This is a genomic window from Clostridium sp. CM038 (assembly GCF_055081105.1).
In genome coordinates this window covers 678,304-696,841 of sequence record NZ_CM143651.1, presented here as the reverse complement: position 1 = coordinate 696,841, position 18,538 = coordinate 678,304, and the positions used below count along the sequence as shown (strand labels likewise).

Below are 18,538 nucleotides of genomic sequence, written 5' to 3'. Positions count from 1 at the left end.
AAATCTAGATGTTTAATATAAATATTTATTTTTTTCCTGGTGTGAATTTAATACTAATTGATATAACCGTTATTATCCTCATTTTCTAAAAATAATTCTTCAGAGTCATGATCGTAATTAAATACCTCTGCATACCTACCCCAATCAATTATTGAACCCATTGTATTTTCTACTTCATAAGTTGAAAAATGCTGCATAAATAGTTCCTTGAAAAATTCTTCTTTCATAGTCTTATTTCTCTTACTATTTAACACATTTTCAATAACCCTAAAAGTTGAAATATTTTTAATCTGATTTTTAAATATTGTTTTACTATCTTCTATATCAGCTTCAACGAATTCTTTTCCAAGCGTTGTAATAATTATATCACCCTCTTTTATTTCAGCGAAATTAAGCATACATGTCCCTTCAATATTTGGAAGTAAATCATCACTCTCCATCATTAAATCACGTCCAAGCTGATAGATATCCATTTTGCCATCATTATCGTCAATAAGCTCAAGAAGACCTGACATAACTCCTATAGGAGCTTTCGGTATTAGAACAGGTTTTTCTTTATTTTCATTAATAGCTTCAGTTACTTCTTTGTCTTCAATCTTTTCTTCCAATTTCCCACTAGTCAAAACCTTATAGATGTTATCTACAATACTTTCAAATTCAGGAGACTTCCTATTTCTTGGGTGAGGAAGGTCTACCTTTAATTCTGCAATTACCCTTGCAGGATTTTTGCTTAATATTATTATTTTATTAGCCATAAGTACTGCTTCTTCAATATTGTGAGTAATCATTATCACACTTTTCATTGGCATTCTTTTATCTGTCCATAAATCTATAAGCTCAGTTCTTAAATTTTCAGCGGTTAAAAAATCTAGTGCAGAAAAAGGTTCGTCCAAACATAGAAGTTTAGGTTCAACAGCGAGCGCCCTAGCAAATCCAACCCTTTGCCTCATACCACCTGATAATTCTTTAGGATATGCCTCTTCAAATCCATCTAGTCCTATAAGATTTATTAAATCTTCTGCTTTCTCTCTTGTATATTCTTTAGGAAACCCTTTAGCTTTAAGCCCAAGTTCTACATTTTCAAGTACAGTTAGCCATGGATATAAAGCAAATGTTTGAAATACTATAGATGCGTAGGGGTTAACGCCGTTAACTCTTTTTCCATCAAATAAAACTTCACCTTTATCAGGCTGAATTAGACCTGTTACTATTCTTAATATAGTTGATTTACCAGATCCAGATGGTCCGAGTATCCCAACAAAATCTCCTTCATTAATATCTATATTTATATTTTCAATTGTAGGCTTATCTGAACCTCCATAATATTTAGTTATTCCACTTACTTTAATAAACTCTTTTACCTTTGCCATTACTAACACCTCTTTCTATCTTACTTAGTACTCTCGGAAACTCTCAAGCCATTGCTAATTCTAGGTTCATTTTTATTCATATATCAACTTCACCCCAGAATTTCTTCGAGTTTTATATCTTTCGGATAGCATAGATAGTCTAAGCTATCCTTAGTATTATCGATTTATTTTAATTAAATAGTTTTAAATAAGACTTGACAGCAGTAAAAATTTCGCAAAATGAATTATGTATATTATTACCATTTTTCATTTATAAGGAGTGATTTTTATGTTAACTGTTAAGGCCTCACATACTCAATATCAAAATTTCGTTGAAACATTTCTAGAAAAATTCTTTATTCAAAATAATCAAGAAATTACTTTGTTTGAGCGTAGTTCAATAATAACAAAAATCTGGTCTGCCGACCTAACCGGAATTGTCCCTCTAATACAAAGTGCTTATTCTAACTCCAATCAAGGGGCTCCGCCCAAAGATGCGGTAGCTTTACTCAGATCACTTATTATTATGGCTTATTGTAAAGAAACCAGCATATCATCTTGGATAAAGACATTACGTTCAGAACCGTTTTATGCAATTCTGTCAGGCTTTATCCCTGCTTGCTACTCGCCTTTTAAAGCCGAAGGCATAGTTGCTGATCAAATACCTGGCATAGGTACTTTTTATGATTTTATGGATAGGCTGATTCATAAGGATAAAATCCTATATAAATCCAAACTGCGTAAATTGAAACGTAAACCAAGTAAAAAACAAAAGAAAAACCAAAAGATGAATAACTCCAAATCTGGTGTAGTCGAACGTTTAGTTAAAAGAATCTTAAAATATGATAATTCTAAGCTTTCTGACAGAATAGAATCCAAAATGAACAACATACTTAAGGAATTATTTGTTATTCCTTCCTTATCAATGGGCATTTTGGGTGACCCTTCTAAACTAAATATTGCTGGTGATGGAACTTGTATGCCTACACAGGCTTCGCCTTATGGTAAAAAAGTTTGTGATTGCAAACTTAAACCAGGAGAGCATTGTGCTTGTTATCGAAAGTTTACCGATCCCAGTGCTAGCTGGGGTTGGGATAGCTTTAATGAACACTATTACTATGGTCAAACTTATCACGGGTTCACTGCCTGTGATAGTTTTTACAGCCTACCTATCCATATTAAATTTGTTAGTGCAGCACGGCATGATTCTGTTACCGGTGTTTATGCACTTAAAGAGATTGTAGATTTATACCCTGAAATTAAATTCTATTCCGTAGCCTTAGATTCTGCCTATGATGCTAATGCATTTTATCTTTTATGCATGCATTATGGAATAAATCCTATTATTGATTTAAATTCACGTTCTTTAAAACCTTCATCAGGCAGTGATTTTGTTGAACTTGACGATAAGGGCATTCCTCATGGGAAAATTTGTGGACATCAGCTTCGTAATTGGGGAATCGTCCGTAAGGAATTTAGGCATAAATGGTTATTCCCAGTTCAATGTGACCACTGTGAAAAATGTCCTATTAAAAGCAAGAAAATTTATTACACTAAAACATTAGATAATCCAAGATATTTTACTCCTATACTAAGAGGTTCAAAGCAATGGAAATCTCTTTATAAACGACGTTCAACTACTGAAAGGTGTTGGGATAGAATAAACAACGACTTCCATGCTGAAAAATCGATTATCTATTCCGTTGGTCGCAGAATAACAAGAGTATTTCTTGGTGCATTTTGCTGTTTTATAGATGCTTGGGCTAATGAAAAAGAGGTAACAATTGCTGATATCTTCCCGGTTTTCAAGAAAATAGCTGCCTAATTTATAATCAGTTTTAACTCAATAACCAGCCTACGGCTTTTTTAAAATAGTGTATAAAAAAGCCTTTTTGTCATGCCTACTATTAATTCAAGTATAGCATTTCATCCAAATAAATACTTTTATTCCTCAAATATGGGAATTGTTAATTATTGTTTTTCGAGTACACTCTCTTACTATAGTTCTATTTTATACTTCACTTCTGCTAAATTATACAATGGTTTCCAAATTAACTTATTGAATGTAACTACCACTATACACATAACGATTGTACTAAGAATAAGCATTGGAAAATCCCCACTATTACTTGCATCTGATATTAATGCTCCAATTCCTATAGTGCTAAATGTCTCTTTCCCAAAATTCACATATTCAGATACTATAGTGGCATTCCAACACCCACCTGTAGCTGTAATCATTCCAGTTATGAGATAGGGAAATATTGCTGGTAGTATTAGTATCTTCCACTTTTTAAAGCCTTTAAGTCCAAAAGTCTTACTAGCTGCTACCAAATCCTCTGGTATTGCCATTGCTCCTGCAATCACATTAAACAATATATACCATTGCGTTCCCATTAACATCAGAAAGACTGATGCTATACTTAATCCTCCAACAGCACTCATAAATAATCCCAATACTACAGGAAATAGTGCAGTAGCTGGAACCGATGCTATAACTTGGATAATTGGCTGAAATATATTTGCTAGCTTTTTATTCATTCCTATAGCAACTCCAACTGGTACTGTCCATAAAAGTGCTATAGCTTGTGCAGCAAGTACTCTTACTAATGAAGCTCCTACAGCTGGAATAAACTTGCTTAATTCATTAAGAGAAACCGTAGATACAAGTTTTAACGCGTTAAATAACGAATAACAAAGTAAAATAATTATTATAATTCGTACTATTATGCTTATAAACTTCCCTAAAATACTAACCCTCGAATATTTGCTACTACTAAATCTGCCTATTAAATTATCAATAATATTATTAGCAAAAAATTTAATTTTACTAAATACCTTTTCTGATAGAAATTCAATAATCACTGAACGTCTTATCATTGTAAGAATGAAGGAGTGGGATTTTTCATCATTTCCAGTAAGCTCTACTTTGAATTTATCAGCCCATACAATTACAGGTTTCCAAACCAATTCGTTTAGCAGTACAATCACTAGTACTAATGTAATTATTCCCCACAAGAGTGCTTTTTCATCTCCCTCATTAGCTGCTGTTTGAAGATAAGATCCTAAACCCTCAAGTCTAAAATTTCTATCCTTTATGGTAAACATTTCACACGCCATTAGGAAGAACCAACCACCAGCCCAAGACATCATGCTATTCCAAACAAGACCTATAGCTGAAAATGGAAGTTCCATGGTTTTAAATTGTTGCCATTTACTTAATTGAAAAACTTCAGTTGCTTCTTTTAAATCTCTTGGAATATTCTTAATTGAATGATAAAAGCTAAAGGTCATATTCCATGCCTGCCCGGTAAAAATCAAAATAATTGAAGCAATTTCAATTCCTATGTTATTATTAGGGAATACTGCAACTAATCCCAAAACAACAGCTGGCAAGAATGAAAGTACAGGAATTGATTGCAAAATATCGAGTATAGGTACCAGAATCTTCTCTGCCTTTTCATTATGGGCAGCCATATATCCGTATATAAATGTAAATATTAATGATAAAATATATGCTGCCGTCATTCTTCCAACTGACTTAAGAGCATAAATTGGAAGCTTTGATAGACTTGTTGAAATCACTACACTTTGACCAGTTGAAGTGTGGTTAATACTTGGTGACACCAAAATATACAATAATGCTATTATTGATGCAAATATTATAATGTCAAATAGTCCAAATTTTCTTTTAATAAAACTTACTGTATGTTTCATTTTAAAACCTCCTATGATTTGTATTATGAATTAAAATTAACACATCTCATAGTAATCTAAATAAACTTAATTAGTTAAATCATCGTCTTCGATGCTGCAACCTTATATTTCTACCATAACTAATACATATTTAATAAAACATACCTATCAAATAGCGATTGGCTATGGTAATGATATAAAATTCATTAAATTTGTTTATTAAATTACTATCCGCAGGGCCATCATCCATATCAATCACCTCCTTAAATCATCTTCTGCGAAGCTGCAATATCAATGACTTCAGAAGGATATTTAGACTCCCACTGAAGTTTTTTCTTTGTTATAGTATGCAACTTCCACTTATAGACGTGGGAGACTTTCCTTCTAAAATATCATAAAATAAAAAATCTCTCCACAACAAGTGAAGAGATTCAATACGAATCAAATAATACCTTCTCCACTCGTTGAGTTTTAGCACTGTAAAGCGTAGAACATAATCATTCATATTATCTATGAATGTTGTCAGCTACATTAAGTAAAACCTTAATCCGGTAGTACCTGCTGACCCATTGGCGTCTCTCGACATTTCTGGGCAGTAGCATATTTCTATACAGTAACCTCACCTAACAAGAATATAAAATTGTTATTCTCAATTAGTTTTAGTCTATATTTTTATAATATGCGTAAAACTAAAGTATGTCAATGATATTTTCAATAGTTTTTAATTGTTGTTATCAATTAGAAACCATTATTAATATCCCACACAGATACTTTATATCTTTAATTTAATAAAATAAACCACAGTATTATTTTATCCAGTTTTTTTAATATCATTCACTACAGTTTCGTCTTATTAATCAAAATTTTCACCTTACTACTACTGTAGATATATTATGAAGCTCTGTAGTTATAGCATATCAAAAAAACAGCATCATAAAAATAGGTATCGTTTCTCCTATCCACTTGTTTATTAACAATTAACATATATTAATGCATATTATTCACAATTAATTCTCATTAATATCTGCATATAATTCTCAATTGATAATATATATTTATATTATTTTTTCTGAAACCTTTAACATTTCTACGTTCATAACATATAGTAGTTAGTATATGTATTATTAATTGATAATGAGGTGTAATAAGTGAAAGATAATTCATTAAAAGGTTTGAGTAAGATCGAGGTGAAAACTCTTAGAGAAAAATATGGTTTTAATGAGCTTGCGAAAGTTAAAAAGTCTAATCCCATAATAAAATTTTTAAGTGTATTCAAAGAGCCTATGTTTTTATTATTAGCAGGGGCCTCAACCTTATATTTTATTTTAGGTGAACCAAGAGAAGGTAGTATAATGCTTATTTTTGTTATTTTTGTTGCTACTATAACCTTCGTTCAGGAATGGAAAACCGAAAAAACTATGGATGCTTTAAAAGATTTGACGGCACCCCATGTTATAGCCCTTAGGGATGAAAAAAAACAAGTAATTAAAAGTTGCGAACTTGTGCCTTCTGATATAATTTTTTTATCAGAAGGAGATCGTATTCCAGCAGATTGTGAAGTAATCGAAGAATCAAATTTCTCAGTGGATGAATCTTCCCTTACTGGAGAAAGCGAACCTGTATATAAGCTACCCACCGGAGCTATAGATTCCTCTAAGGAATACTGGAAACAGGATTATTTATATGCAGGTACTTTGTCTAATTTCGGGAAATGCACTGCTAGAGTAAGGACAATAGGCTTTGAAACGGAATATGGAAAAATAGGAAAGGCTATAAATGAAACAAATCAGGAACCCTCTCCTCTTCAAAAGAAAGTATCTCATTTAGTAAAAACATTAGCTATTGCTGGCTTTATTTTATGCATTATAGTAATAAGTCTTTCCTATATGCATACTGGTGAATTTGTTGAGAGTATACTCGCGGGTATAACCTTGGCTATGGCCATTATTCCAGAAGAGTTCCCCGTAGTGCTTACAATATTCTTATCCCTAGGCGCATTTAGGTTAGCTAAAAAGAACACCTTAATTCGCAGTATACCTGCAGTGGAAACTTTAGGTTCCACCACCGTTCTTTGCGTAGATAAAACAGGAACAATCACACAAAATATTATGAGGGTAAAAACTATATATAACAACAAATTTATAGACCCAGATAAACTTCTGGATAAAGATTTAGCTAAGCTTTTAGTTTTAGCTTGCGAAAAAGATCCCTACGATCCTATGGAAAAAGCAATAGTTGCAGCTGGCACTGATAAAATAGACATAAATGAGCTTTACAATCTTGAGTTAGCTAAAACCCATGCTTTTGATCCTAAAACCAAAAGAATGGCGAACATTTACAAAGAAAATGATACCTATTATATAGCAGCTAAAGGTTCCCCAGAAACTATATTGCCACTATGTAATTTAAGTCCAAATGAAGAAGCAAAAATTTTAAATATTATCGATGATATGGCTATCAATGGGTTAAGAGTTATTGTACTGGCTGATTTAGTAACTTGTACCCTTAAAGATAATTTAGAAGAGTATAGATTATGTTTTAAGGGATTAATCGGACTTCAAGATCCACCGAAAGAAGGCGTACAGGATGCTATAAATATATGTAAAAAAGCTGGAGTAAGAGTAATGATGATAACTGGAGATTATTCTAAAACAGCTATAGCCATAGGACATGAGATCGGTCTTAATTTTAATAACTCTGCTATTACTGGAGATGAAATTGATGCTATGACCGACTATGAACTTTACGAGGCAGTGAAGCATTGTGATATTTTCTCAAGAGTAATTCCAGAACATAAAATGAAGATAGTTAAGGCACTTAAAAAGAACGGTGAAATTGTTGCAATGACTGGTGATGGCGTAAACGATGCCCCAGCTCTAAAAAATGCTAATATAGGTATTGCAATGGGCAAAAGAGGAACAGAGGTTGCGAAAGAAGCTGCCGATATGATTCTAATGGATGATAATTTTACAACTATAGTTCACTCCATAGAAGATGGAAGAAGGGTTTTTGATAACATTCGTAAAGCTATGGTATATATAATGATAATTCACATTCCTATTATGGCCTTAGCGTTATTTTCACCTGTTTTTAACTTACCACAAATATTACTACCTGTTCATATCGTTCTTTTAGAGTTAATTTTGGATCCAACCTGTTCTATAGTTTTTGAAGGTGAACCAGCAGAAGATTATATAATGGATCAGCCCCCACGCTCGCCTGATGAACCTCTACTAACGAGAGCATTAACAAAAAAAGTTTTATTACAGGGTACAACAATGTTTTTAGCAGCATTTTTACCTTTCCACTATATGGTTGACTCAGGTCTAAGTGCAGACTATGCAAGAACTTTTTCTTTAATGAGCCTGATAGTCGGAAATGTAATTTTAGTCTTAGTTAATAGATCCAACACTAAGTATCTATTTAGTATTTTTAAGGAAAAAGGTAGCAAAGCTAGACTTTACATTAATAGTTTAGCCTTAATGATGTTATTTTCAATAGTGTATATTCCAGCTGCTCATCCTATTTTTAAAACTGTAGCGCTGAATTTTAAAACCGCTATACTAGCTTCCATCCTTGGTGCTGCTTCTACTGGTTGGTGGGAAATTGTTAAGTTTTATAATAATCCAAAGAATAATAAAATTAAAAAATTTAAAAAAATGCCCTTTCCTAATTAGGATAACTACTGATAGTCTCCCAATTGCCTACAAAAAAAAACAAACCCTATAGGTTTAATCCCATAGGGTTTATAGTAAGTTCTTTACTAGTTTCTGAATCCTCTGTCATTTTGTTGTTTTCTTGCTCTTCTGCAATCAACACATCTTTGAGGTTCATTGTCGAATCCTTTTTCTTTGTAGAATTCTTGTTCGCCTTCAGTGAATACGAAATCTTTACCACAGTCTTTACATACTAAAGTTTTATCTGCCATTTTAAACATTCCTCCTTTTTCAAATATTAAGATCTAACAACCGATTAACAATTATATTCTAAAAAGAGGATATGTTGTTATCTAGTTTAGTCTCAGTAATAACTGGCGTTAACCAGTTAATATACATGTATCTTACCATACATATTAGTGAATAACAATACATTTTTCATCGTTATTTTGGAATTTTTTTATCCTATACTGTTATAAATAATTTAATTTTATATTTACACCTTTACAATGTAATATTTATCCTCTATACTATAACTGTATTGTGTTCAATAATACAGTTAACACACTAATGTTATACATTTAAAATAAGAAGGAAAGGAGAAATAAGATGTTTGAATTAGATTTAAGAAGTCGGCTGCCCCTTTACGAACAACTAGTAGAAAAGTTTAAGCAACTTATAATTAGTGAAATATTGAAGCCTAATGAACAATTACCTTCTGTACGCACTATTTCAATGGAGCTCACTATGAATCCCAATACTATTCAAAAAGCGTATAAAGAACTAGAAATACAAGGATATATCCACTCCATAAAAGGAAAAGGCAGTTTCGTTACTCCCTCCGCGAAAGTAGCAGATTCTGAAAAACTAAAGAAAATAGAAAATGAATTAACAAAAATACTATCTGAGGCAATGTATATGGGGATGACAAAAGAATATATTTTAAAAATAATTTCACAAATACAAACTAATAAAAAGGAGGAATAAATATGATTTCAGTAAAAAATGTTTCTAAATCCTTTGGTGATTTAGAAGCATTACAAAATGTAAACTTAAATGTTAATAAAGGCTCTATTTATGGCCTTGTCGGTTCAAATGGTGCCGGTAAAACAACCCTTTTAAAGCTTTTAGCAGGTATCTATCATCAAGACACGGGTGAAGTTCAAATAGCTGGTGAAAATGTATTTGAGAATGTATTAATCAAATCAGAAACTGTATTTATACCAGATTCTCTTTATTTCTTTTCCCAATATACAATAACTAATATGGCTAACTATTATAAAAATATTTATCCCTCTTGGAACAATGAAAGATATGAAAAGCTAATAAAAATATTTAATATAGATGTAAATAAAAAGATAAATAGTTTATCTAAAGGCATGCAAAGACAAGTTGCCTTTTGGCTTGCACTATCAACTATGCCTAAGGTTATGATTTTAGATGAGCCACTTGACGGCTTAGATCCAGTTATGAGACAAAAGGTTAAAAACTTAATAATCCAAGATGTGGCGGACAAAGAAATGACTATTATTATTTCTTCTCACAATTTAAGAGAATTAGAAGATATATGTGATCACATAGGAATTCTTCATAAGGGGAACCTCATATTAGAAAAAGATTTAGATGAATTAAAATCTGATGTGCATAAAATACAAATTGCCTTTAAGGATAAAGTACCAGAAGAACTTTTTAAAGGTGTTAATATACTCCACAAAGAAGAAAGAGGAAGTGTACTTCTTCTAATCGTTAGAGGAAATAAATCTGATGTTATTAATTACTTTAATAAATTCAATCCTGTAATTATGGATGTTATTTCTCTTACCTTGGAAGAAATATTTATATATGAAATGGGGGCCGTTAACTATGAAATTGAAAATATCATGCTTTAATAAAGGGATACTACTAGACGATATAAAACGCTTTGGCTGGATAGGCATATGTTACACAATATTTTTATTATTCGAAGTATCTTTTAAAATATTAATGATGAATGCTACTAATACTGCTCATCCAGAGTATTCTTCACCAATGAAAGATATTTTTAATAATAACATACTATTAATGTCCACTGCAGTGATACCTGTTTTAACTGCTATACTATTATTTAGTTATATACAAAATAAAAAGTCTGTAGATATGATTCACGCTCTTCCTATAAAAAGAGGAAAGTTATATGATAACCATATCTTTATAGGAATACTGCTTCTTGTATTACCAGTTATTGTCGCTGCACTTTCTGCATTATTACTTAAAGGCGCATTAAATTTAAGCACTACAGATATTCACTATACGGTTAAAAATGTTATGTCCTGGGCTGGAATAACAATTTTATTTAATATAGTTATTTTTCTTTCAAGTGTTTTGGTTGGTATGCTCACAGGACTTTCAACTTCACAGGGGATACTTACGTATATATTTTTATATTTACCTCTTGGATTAACTGCCTTAATTAGTTATAATCTTGACTTCTTTATTTATGGTATTGCCAGTAACTATCATATAAATAATAGCATAGAATTTTTTTCTCCAATTACAAGGTTTTTAACTAATACACCAATGACTTCAATGGAAATATTTATATATATAATTTTATGTATTATTCTTTACCTTGTAGCTAGATTTGCATACCATAAAAGAAATTTAGAAGGTGCATCTAATGTTGTTGCTTTTAAACATCTACAGCCTGTATTTAAATATGGCATAACCTTTTGCTTTATGCTCGTAGGTGGAACGTATTTTAAAAGCGGAGGCTACGGCATTCGCTTCGTAATACTCGGATATGTTATAGGCTCTCTAATTGGATATATTATTGCAGAAATTATAATAACTAAATCCCTAAGAATTTTTAGAAATCTAAAGGGGTATTTCATATATGCAGGTATTATTGCCCTAGTGGCAATTGTTATTAATTCTGATATTATTGGATATGAAAAACGACTCCCTAATCTAGACAATATCGACAGCATTGTTATAGATAATGGCTTCTATTATTCAAATGATATAATGAACAATCCAATACCTACTTATCATGAAATACAAAATCTTAATAACATTGTGAAATTGCATAGTAAGCTAATAAAGGATAAAAAAACTTTAAGGTACTCTTCAAATTTAAATGAACAAGTCTCCCTTTTATATAATTTGAAAAATGGAAAACAAATAAAAAGACAATATAATATTTCGCAACAAGAGTATGGAAAATATCTAAAACCTATATATGAATCAAAAGAATATAAAAAAAATCATAACAGTATTTTAAATACTGACTATAAATCCATTGATAAAATTTCAATTAACTCAAGATTCACTAATAAAGGGGTAACAATAACAAATCCAACAAAAATTAAAGAGGCAACAGATATTTTGAAAAAAGAGGTTTTAAATGAAACTTATGAAAGCATCATAGATTCAAGGGATACATGGGCAGACATTGATATATTATTATCAAATAATAAAAGAATAAATTTATCTTGTAAAAGGTCCTATAAAGAATTTGAAAACTGGTTAAAACAAAATGGATACTATTCTAAGGCTAGAATAATGCCTGAAGATATAAACTATGCTATTATACAAAAAAGAAATCCTAGTAACCTTAACGGTGGAATTACTCCTTTGGAAGAAAACAAAAATGTAAAAACACTTAAAATCACTGATAAAAATAAGCTTGAAACCTGCTTAAAAAACTACTCACAAAATAATAAAGGGCAGTATGTTTTAGGTCTATATATGAAAAATGGTAATGATATTACTTATTTAAATATTGAAGACGCATATGTACCTGATTTCGTTCGCGAATATTTCAAATAAAACAAGAAAATATGGGAACGGTTAATAACTAATTGAATGTAATTAGTTATTAACCGTCCTTTTTTTATCTTTTCACCAAAGAAGTGCAGATATGGAGAGAGTATTTTAAATATTGAGCAAAATGTGCGTGATTAAATCATTTACAAATTGGCTAAAATATCTATATGTAGTTAATTATTATAATACAAAGGATGTTTGATTTATGAATACAAATGATTTTCCAAATATAAAACTAGTAAATTCGTTAGATGAAAATATTAATATGATAAAAAATATTTTTATTAATGACACAACAGTCGTATATAGAGAGCTATCAGTTGGAAAACCTACTAGCACTAAGTGTACGCTTGTTTATATTGATGGAATGGCAAATCTGAAAACAATTAATGATGATATTATAAAGCCACTTTTGTTAGGTGATATATCTGATATTAATGATAGTAACATCATGGATATTTTAATGCATAAAATACTTTTAACTGCAGACAACAAAAAAACATCTATTGTTGATAATATCATTAATGAAATTATATACGGAAAAACTATGCTTTTCATAGATGGTTTGGCTGAAGTAGTTTCTATTGGTACTATAGGATGGGAAAAAAGGGCAATTTCAGAACCTCAATCAGAAACTATAGTTAGGGGTCCTCGGGAAGGCTTTACCGAATCAATGAATTTAAACATTACACTTATTAGGCGGAAACTTATTAATTCTAACTTAAAATTCGAATTCATGAGAATTGGTGAACAAACTAAAACTCAAATATGTGTATGTTATATTAAAGGTATAGCAATGGAACCTATACATAAAGAGCTAATGACGCGGCTTAATAATATTGATATTGATGGTATTTTAGATTCTGGTTACATAGAGGAATTAATTAAAGATGCCCCTTATTCTCCCTTTAGGACTATTTTTAATACAGAAAGACCTGATGTGGTTGCAGGTAAACTTCTAGAAGGAAGGTTTGCAGTTCTCTGCGATGGAACTCCCGTTGTTCTAACTCTTCCAACTATCTTTGTTGAGGTTTTTCAGAGCAATGAAGACTATTATAACAATTTTTTATATTCCTCCTTTGTCAGATTTCTTCGATGGTTATGTTTTTTTATTAGCACTAGTACTTCAGCTATATATGTAGCACTTGTTACCTTCCATCAAGAACTTATTCCAACTCCACTCCTTCTAAGTATATATTCTGCGAGACAAGGATTACCTTTTCCTTCAATTGTAGAAGCCATGGGCATGATGATTGTATTTGAGATACTTAAAGAAGCAGGTCTTAGAATGCCTAAACATATTGGCGGAGCAATTAGTATAGTAGGTGCCTTAGTTCTTGGTGATGCTGCTGTTAACGCAAGACTAGTCAGTGCCCCTATAGTAATAGTTACTGCACTAACTGGAATTTCAAGCATTATGCTACCTCAAGTGGTAGGAATAGTAGAGATACGAATAATTTTTTTATTATTATCTTCCTTCCTAGGTTTATATGGTTATATTTTTGGCGTAATGGGTTTAGTTCTTCATATGATGTCTATTCGTTCCTTTGGTATACCTTATATGACTAACATCCCTTCTTTTTCTATTCAGGATATAAAGGATACGGTAATTAGAGCTCCCTGGTGGGATATGTATTTAAGACCGAAGCTGTTTACAAAAAATAAAAAGCGTCAAAAAAAATTAAGAAAGAGAGACTCCAAATGAAAAAAAAAATTGTAATAATAATTTTTATTATAGCTATATGTCCTATTATATTATGCGGGTGCTGGGACTATAGCGAAATAGACACATTAGCAATAGTAGCTGGCGTTGCTATAGATAAGGATATATCAACAAATAAATATATTGTTACAACAGAAGTTATAACTACGCAACGTCAAGGTGGTTCCTCAACCATTGGTTCTGAGCTTTATAGTTCCGAAGGTGACAGTATATTTAATGCGGTGAGAAATATGATAGAAAAAACTGGTTTAAAACTTTTTTGGAGTGATGAAAAGGTGCTAATAATAAGTGAGCCAGTCGCAAATGAAGGGGTAATTCCGGTAATTGATTGGGCCTATAGAGACTCCAGGCTTAGATCAGATATGTGGATTCTAATAGCAAAGGGTGATAGTGCTGCAGAAATTTTAAAACCTAAGGTTAATCTTAATAACGTAACTTCGTTTCATCTTAATGATGCCATGACTTCATGGGAAACACTCTCTAAATTTCCCAATTCAATGTTATGGTCATTTGTCGATGCAATGTCTTCAGAAGGTAAGTCTGAAGCAATAGCTACAGTTAAAAGTGATCTTAATGCTGGAACTATAGTCCCTATTTTAAATGGCTCTGCTATTTTTAAGTCAGATAAGCTTGTAGGATATATAGATGGGGACGAAACCCTATACATGCTTATGATTCAGAACAAAATAGAACAAGGGTTAATTACTTTGAGAGATGTTTCAGGTTCTGGCACCAGCATCACCTTAGAAATACATGAAAATAAAACTAAATTAACCCCCATTTATAACAATGGAGTATCATCGCTTATAATTGATATATACCCAGTTGTAACTATATCTGAGGTTGGAGGAACTAAAGATTTTATTCAAGAGGGAAATTTAAAAATACTTAAGAGTGAAGCAGAAAAAAAAATAGAAGGTAATATACAATCTATAATTAGTAAATTACAGAAAAATTACCATAGCGACGTTTTAGGTTTTGGAGAGATTTTCAAAAAAGAAAAACCAAAAGTAAGTGAGACTTACAAAAATAATGGAGAAGATATTTTGATAAGTCTAAAGACTGAAGTTAACGTGCACCTGAAAATAAAGGGTAGTGGGACAACAACAAAACCTATTCCAATAGGAAAATAATCAAAGGAGAATTTATAAATGTTCTTACTTGTAATAATTTTTTATATCATAGTAATATTTTTTGAAACTGTCATATTATTAAAAGAAAAAAATATTGGTAAAATAGCACTTTATTTTTCTCTTATTATATTTTCAATGATAATTAGCACTCTTCTAACCTTAGGAGTACAGTTACCAAGTCCATCGAATCAAATAAAAGATATTGTAGTTTCAATATTTGGTAAAACAAATTAGTTTTATTTACTGTTTATCATTACAGTAAATAGTATGGGAGGCATAAATGAAAAATGAAGTTATTTCTGAAAGACAAGCTACAATACTTATAATACTTTTTATAATTGGAACTACTTTTTTAAACGGATCTGGAGGCGCTGCAAAACAAGATGCGTGGATAGCAATAATTATTGCTATTTTATGGTCTATTATATTGTTACTTATGTTTTCTAAAATTTTATCTTTATATCCTGGGAAAGATTTATTTGATATACTTCAAATCGTTATGGGGAAGTTTATAGGAAAAACAATAAGTATACTAATGATATGGTTTGCCTTTCATGATGGATCCTTAGTTCTTAGAAGTTTATCAGAATTTACTGATATCTCAGCGTTACCTGATACACCAGTGGTAGTACCTATGATTTTTTTTACTATACTTCTTATATGGAGTTTAAAAGAAGGTATTGAAGTCTTAGGAAGATGGTCTGAGTTCTTCATTTGGGTTGTAATTCTAATATTTTTTACTGTCTCTATATTTTCAATTTCACAAATGAATATAAGCAAATTAAAGCCAATACTAAGTAGCGGTTCCGCTCCACTTTTAAGAGGTGCTTTCTCAAGTTTTACTTATCCATTTGGTGAAACCGTAATTTTTACAATGGTATTTTCTAATATATCTAAAGTTAAAAATTATAAAAAAACATTTATGGTAGGCTTACTAGTGGGTGGAGGGCTTATATTTTTAGCAACATTAAGAAATATTTTAGTATTAGGTAATGAAACCTTATCAAGATTATATTTCCCTTCTCCCATGGTAATAAGCCTTATTCGCCTAGGTAATTTACTTGAAAGACTTGAAATGACAGTAGCTATTGAATTCTTAGTATGTGTCTTTGTTAAAGTAATTATATGTCTCTTTGCAGTTTGCAATGGAATTTCCAAGGTTTTTGGGTTTGATGATTACAAATTTATTGCAACACCTATAGCTCTTCTAATGTTTAACTTCTCTTTTTTTGTTTACGAGAGTACCATGGAAATGTTATCCTGGACTTTGAATATATGGCCATATTATTCCTTTGTTTTTGAAGTTATAATACCTTTAGTTATTTTTATTGTGGTGGAGATTAGGAGTAGAAGAGCAAAAACAACAAGCGTAACTAAATAATTATTTAGTATTTCTTCAGCTAAGTCACATGCAAATGACTTTAACAATCATATTTTTCAATTTTTTTTTTTAATATAAATAATATATGATATAATATAAATACTTTTAAACTTAATATATTCTTTGAAAGGAAGTGTTCCACATATGTTGAAAGAATTTAAGAAATTTGCTCTTAAAGGGAGTGTATTAGATTTAGCAATAGCTGTTGTTATAGGTGCGGCATTTTCTAAAATAGTTACCTCTTTAGTGAATGAAATTATAATGCCCTTCCTTGGCATATTAATGGGTGGAATTAATTTCAGTAGTTTACAATATGATATACCTTCATCCATAGCCGGTGGAGTAGCGTTGTCAATTAAATATGGTTTATTTATTCAATCCATCATAGACTTTTTAATAATTTCTTTTTCACTTTTTATATTTATAAAAGCTATACAATCTGTTAAAAAGAAAGAAATCGAAAAAATTATCGCTCCCAAGATTTCAAATGAAGAAGTGCTATTAAGTGAAATTAGAGACTTATTACGACAAAAAAAATAATATAAAAAATCTCCAAGTAAACATTTCACTTGGAGATTTTTGTATAATTAATTATATTTACATTCAATTTATATAAAGAAGGTGCTTAGTTTGAAGTTTTTTCCCTGTAAGAAGAAATCATTTTTAATCTTGCTTTTCCCCTTAGGTATTCTCCTAACTCAAATATCTAGAATGTTTCCAACTCTTATAGAAAAATACTATTCATCATTTTTTTATAAAATAATTGCTAATATTTTAAGTGCAATTACCCTATTATTACCATTTTCTCTTGCAGAACTTACAATTATTTTCTTTGTAACTTTCGCGTTATTGTATATTTTAAAAACAACTTTTGACTTATACAAATATGAAAATAAAAGATTAGGTATTTTAAAACACTTTGTTTTAAATATACTTGCTGCATCCGGATTAATATATTTTTCATTCCAGTTTTTATGGGGATTTAATTATCAAAGACTTACACTCAATAAAATATTTCAGTTAAATGTCCGCTCGTCATCTTCAAATGAACTTGCTTCACTTTGCATGCATCTTATAAATAGTTCAAGTTCTCTAAGAAAAAAAACAAACGAAAACCAATATGGTGTAATGGAACTTTCTTATAATAAAAAGTATATCCTAAAAACTGCTCAATTAGGATATGATAAAGTTTCACTTCAATATGCTGCATTAAAAGGTAACTATGGAATACCTAAGGGTATATTACTTTCAAGTCCAATGTGCTATACAGGAATTACAGGTTTTTATTTTCCTTTTACTAACGAAGCAAATATTAATATGGCAGAACCTGATTCATTCCTTCCATTTACCACTGTTCACGAAATGGCCCATCAAAGAGGCTTTGCTAAAGAAGATGAAGCAAACTATATTGCATATATAGCTTGTATAAATCATCCGTATATAGATTTTCAATACTCTGGAACACTTGCAGCATTATCTTATTCATTAAATGCATTACAAAAAAGTGATTCACAAAAATATAAAGAATTGATTTTAACTTGTAGCACAGGTGTAATTAATGACTTGAAGTACAACCAATCTTTTTGGGAAATGTACTCCGGTCCTATAGAAAAAATAGGAGATAAAATTAACGACACTTATCTTAAATCTCAAAATCAACAATCGGGAACAAAAAGCTATGGTGCAATGGTCGACTTACTTCTTGCTGATTACAGAGAAAAATGATTTTAAAACACCGTGGTTAAAATTAACCACGGTGCTTTAAAATCATCAATCAAACCTATTATATTATTTCT

At 30.8% G+C, this 18,538-nt stretch carries 14 protein-coding genes and 1 riboswitch; of the genes, 11 read left to right on the top strand and 3 right to left on the bottom strand.

The window, feature by feature from the left end; all coding sequences use genetic code 11:
• Positions 1 to 53: 53 nt before the first annotated feature.
• Positions 54 to 1,370 (bottom strand): ABC transporter ATP-binding protein, encoded by a 1,317-nt coding sequence (locus tag ACWJKS_RS03190; protein WP_216302705.1) that lies wholly within the window; start codon positions 1,368 to 1,370, stop codon positions 54 to 56.
• Between the two features lie 268 nt (positions 1,371 to 1,638).
• On the opposite strand from ACWJKS_RS03190, the gene ACWJKS_RS03185 reads away from it, so the two are divergent.
• Positions 1,639 to 3,174 carry a transposase gene (locus tag ACWJKS_RS03185; protein WP_462959514.1) on the top strand — a complete coding sequence of 512 codons (1,536 nt, stop codon included), beginning with the start codon at positions 1,639 to 1,641 and terminating at the stop codon, positions 3,172 to 3,174.
• Between the two features lie 173 nt (positions 3,175 to 3,347).
• Here the strand turns inward: ACWJKS_RS03185 and ACWJKS_RS03180 are convergent, their stop codons facing one another.
• A complete protein-coding gene (locus ACWJKS_RS03180; protein WP_165413012.1) occupies positions 3,348 to 5,066 on the bottom strand; it encodes an ABC transporter permease in 1,719 nt (572 codons plus the stop codon).
• A 427-nt stretch (positions 5,067 to 5,493) separates the two neighbouring features.
• Positions 5,494 to 5,683, bottom strand: a riboswitch (M-box (ykoK) riboswitch).
• Between the two features lie 510 nt (positions 5,684 to 6,193).
• Here ACWJKS_RS03180 and ACWJKS_RS03175 point away from each other — a divergent pair.
• A complete protein-coding gene (locus ACWJKS_RS03175) occupies positions 6,194 to 8,722 on the top strand; it encodes a cation-translocating P-type ATPase (protein WP_462960424.1) in 2,529 nt (842 codons plus the stop codon).
• Between the two features lie 86 nt (positions 8,723 to 8,808).
• Here ACWJKS_RS03175 and ACWJKS_RS03170 read toward each other — a convergent pair whose 3' ends face one another.
• Complete coding sequence (locus ACWJKS_RS03170) at positions 8,809 to 8,973, bottom strand: zinc-ribbon domain-containing protein (RefSeq protein ID WP_165413014.1); 165 nt, start codon at positions 8,971 to 8,973, stop codon at positions 8,809 to 8,811.
• A 337-nt stretch (positions 8,974 to 9,310) separates the two neighbouring features.
• Here ACWJKS_RS03170 and ACWJKS_RS03165 point away from each other — a divergent pair, with 337 nt between their 5' ends.
• The 9 genes from ACWJKS_RS03165 to ACWJKS_RS03125 all read left to right on the top strand — a co-directional run bounded on the left by ACWJKS_RS03165 (position 9,311) and on the right by ACWJKS_RS03125 (position 18,467).
• Positions 9,311 to 9,688: a GntR family transcriptional regulator gene (locus tag ACWJKS_RS03165; RefSeq protein WP_462960423.1), complete on the top strand. Its 378-nt coding sequence runs from the start codon at positions 9,311 to 9,313 to the stop codon at positions 9,686 to 9,688.
• A gap of 2 nt (positions 9,689 to 9,690) precedes the next feature.
• The gene (locus ACWJKS_RS03160; protein WP_462960422.1) at positions 9,691 to 10,590 is read left to right on the top strand and encodes an ABC transporter ATP-binding protein; all 900 of its coding nucleotides are present in this window, start codon (positions 9,691 to 9,693) and stop codon (positions 10,588 to 10,590) included.
• A complete protein-coding gene (locus ACWJKS_RS03155) occupies positions 10,565 to 12,508 on the top strand; it encodes a DUF6449 domain-containing protein (RefSeq protein ID WP_462960421.1) in 1,944 nt (647 codons plus the stop codon). The genes ACWJKS_RS03160 and ACWJKS_RS03155 overlap by 26 nt, the downstream gene beginning before the upstream one ends.
• A 202-nt stretch (positions 12,509 to 12,710) precedes the next feature.
• Positions 12,711 to 14,210 (top strand): spore germination protein, encoded by a 1,500-nt coding sequence (locus ACWJKS_RS03150; RefSeq protein WP_462960420.1) that lies wholly within the window; start codon positions 12,711 to 12,713, stop codon positions 14,208 to 14,210.
• Positions 14,207 to 15,361, top strand: coding sequence for a Ger(x)C family spore germination protein (locus ACWJKS_RS03145; RefSeq protein ID WP_462960419.1), 1,155 nt, complete (start codon positions 14,207 to 14,209; stop codon positions 15,359 to 15,361). Before ACWJKS_RS03150 ends, ACWJKS_RS03145 begins: the two co-directional genes overlap by 4 nt.
• Before the next feature lie 18 nt (positions 15,362 to 15,379).
• Positions 15,380 to 15,595: a hypothetical protein gene (locus ACWJKS_RS03140; RefSeq protein WP_462960418.1), complete on the top strand. Its 216-nt coding sequence runs from the start codon at positions 15,380 to 15,382 to the stop codon at positions 15,593 to 15,595.
• 46 nt (positions 15,596 to 15,641) lie between these two features.
• A complete protein-coding gene (locus ACWJKS_RS03135; protein WP_462960417.1) occupies positions 15,642 to 16,742 on the top strand; it encodes a GerAB/ArcD/ProY family transporter in 1,101 nt (366 codons plus the stop codon).
• 144 nt (positions 16,743 to 16,886) lie between these two features.
• The gene (gene mscL / locus ACWJKS_RS03130) at positions 16,887 to 17,282 is read left to right on the top strand and encodes a large-conductance mechanosensitive channel protein MscL (RefSeq protein WP_462960416.1); all 396 of its coding nucleotides are present in this window, start codon (positions 16,887 to 16,889) and stop codon (positions 17,280 to 17,282) included.
• A 90-nt stretch (positions 17,283 to 17,372) separates the two neighbouring features.
• The gene (locus ACWJKS_RS03125; protein WP_462960415.1) at positions 17,373 to 18,467 is read left to right on the top strand and encodes a DUF3810 domain-containing protein; all 1,095 of its coding nucleotides are present in this window, start codon (positions 17,373 to 17,375) and stop codon (positions 18,465 to 18,467) included.
• The last annotated feature ends 71 nt before the right edge of the window (positions 18,468 to 18,538 follow it).

What these genes read in the sequence shown, in the direction of transcription:
- ACWJKS_RS03190 (WP_216302705.1), bottom strand. Translation starts at nt 1,370, where the DNA reads ATGGCAAAGGTAAAAGAGTTTATTAAAGTAAGTGGAATAACTAAATAT.
- ACWJKS_RS03185 (WP_462959514.1), top strand. Translation starts at nt 1,639, where the DNA reads ATGTTAACTGTTAAGGCCTCACATACTCAATATCAAAATTTCGTTGAA.
- ACWJKS_RS03180 (WP_165413012.1), bottom strand. Translation starts at nt 5,066, where the DNA reads ATGAAACATACAGTAAGTTTTATTAAAAGAAAATTTGGACTATTTGAC.
- ACWJKS_RS03170 (WP_165413014.1), bottom strand. Translation starts at nt 8,973, where the DNA reads ATGGCAGATAAAACTTTAGTATGTAAAGACTGTGGTAAAGATTTCGTA.
- ACWJKS_RS03165 (WP_462960423.1), top strand. Translation starts at nt 9,311, where the DNA reads ATGTTTGAATTAGATTTAAGAAGTCGGCTGCCCCTTTACGAACAACTA.
- ACWJKS_RS03160 (WP_462960422.1), top strand. Translation starts at nt 9,691, where the DNA reads ATGATTTCAGTAAAAAATGTTTCTAAATCCTTTGGTGATTTAGAAGCA.
- ACWJKS_RS03155 (WP_462960421.1), top strand. Translation starts at nt 10,565, where the DNA reads ATGAAATTGAAAATATCATGCTTTAATAAAGGGATACTACTAGACGAT.
- ACWJKS_RS03150 (WP_462960420.1), top strand. Translation starts at nt 12,711, where the DNA reads ATGAATACAAATGATTTTCCAAATATAAAACTAGTAAATTCGTTAGAT.
- ACWJKS_RS03145 (WP_462960419.1), top strand. Translation starts at nt 14,207, where the DNA reads ATGAAAAAAAAAATTGTAATAATAATTTTTATTATAGCTATATGTCCT.
- ACWJKS_RS03140 (WP_462960418.1), top strand. Translation starts at nt 15,380, where the DNA reads ATGTTCTTACTTGTAATAATTTTTTATATCATAGTAATATTTTTTGAA.
- ACWJKS_RS03135 (WP_462960417.1), top strand. Translation starts at nt 15,642, where the DNA reads ATGAAAAATGAAGTTATTTCTGAAAGACAAGCTACAATACTTATAATA.
- mscL (WP_462960416.1), top strand. Translation starts at nt 16,887, where the DNA reads ATGTTGAAAGAATTTAAGAAATTTGCTCTTAAAGGGAGTGTATTAGAT.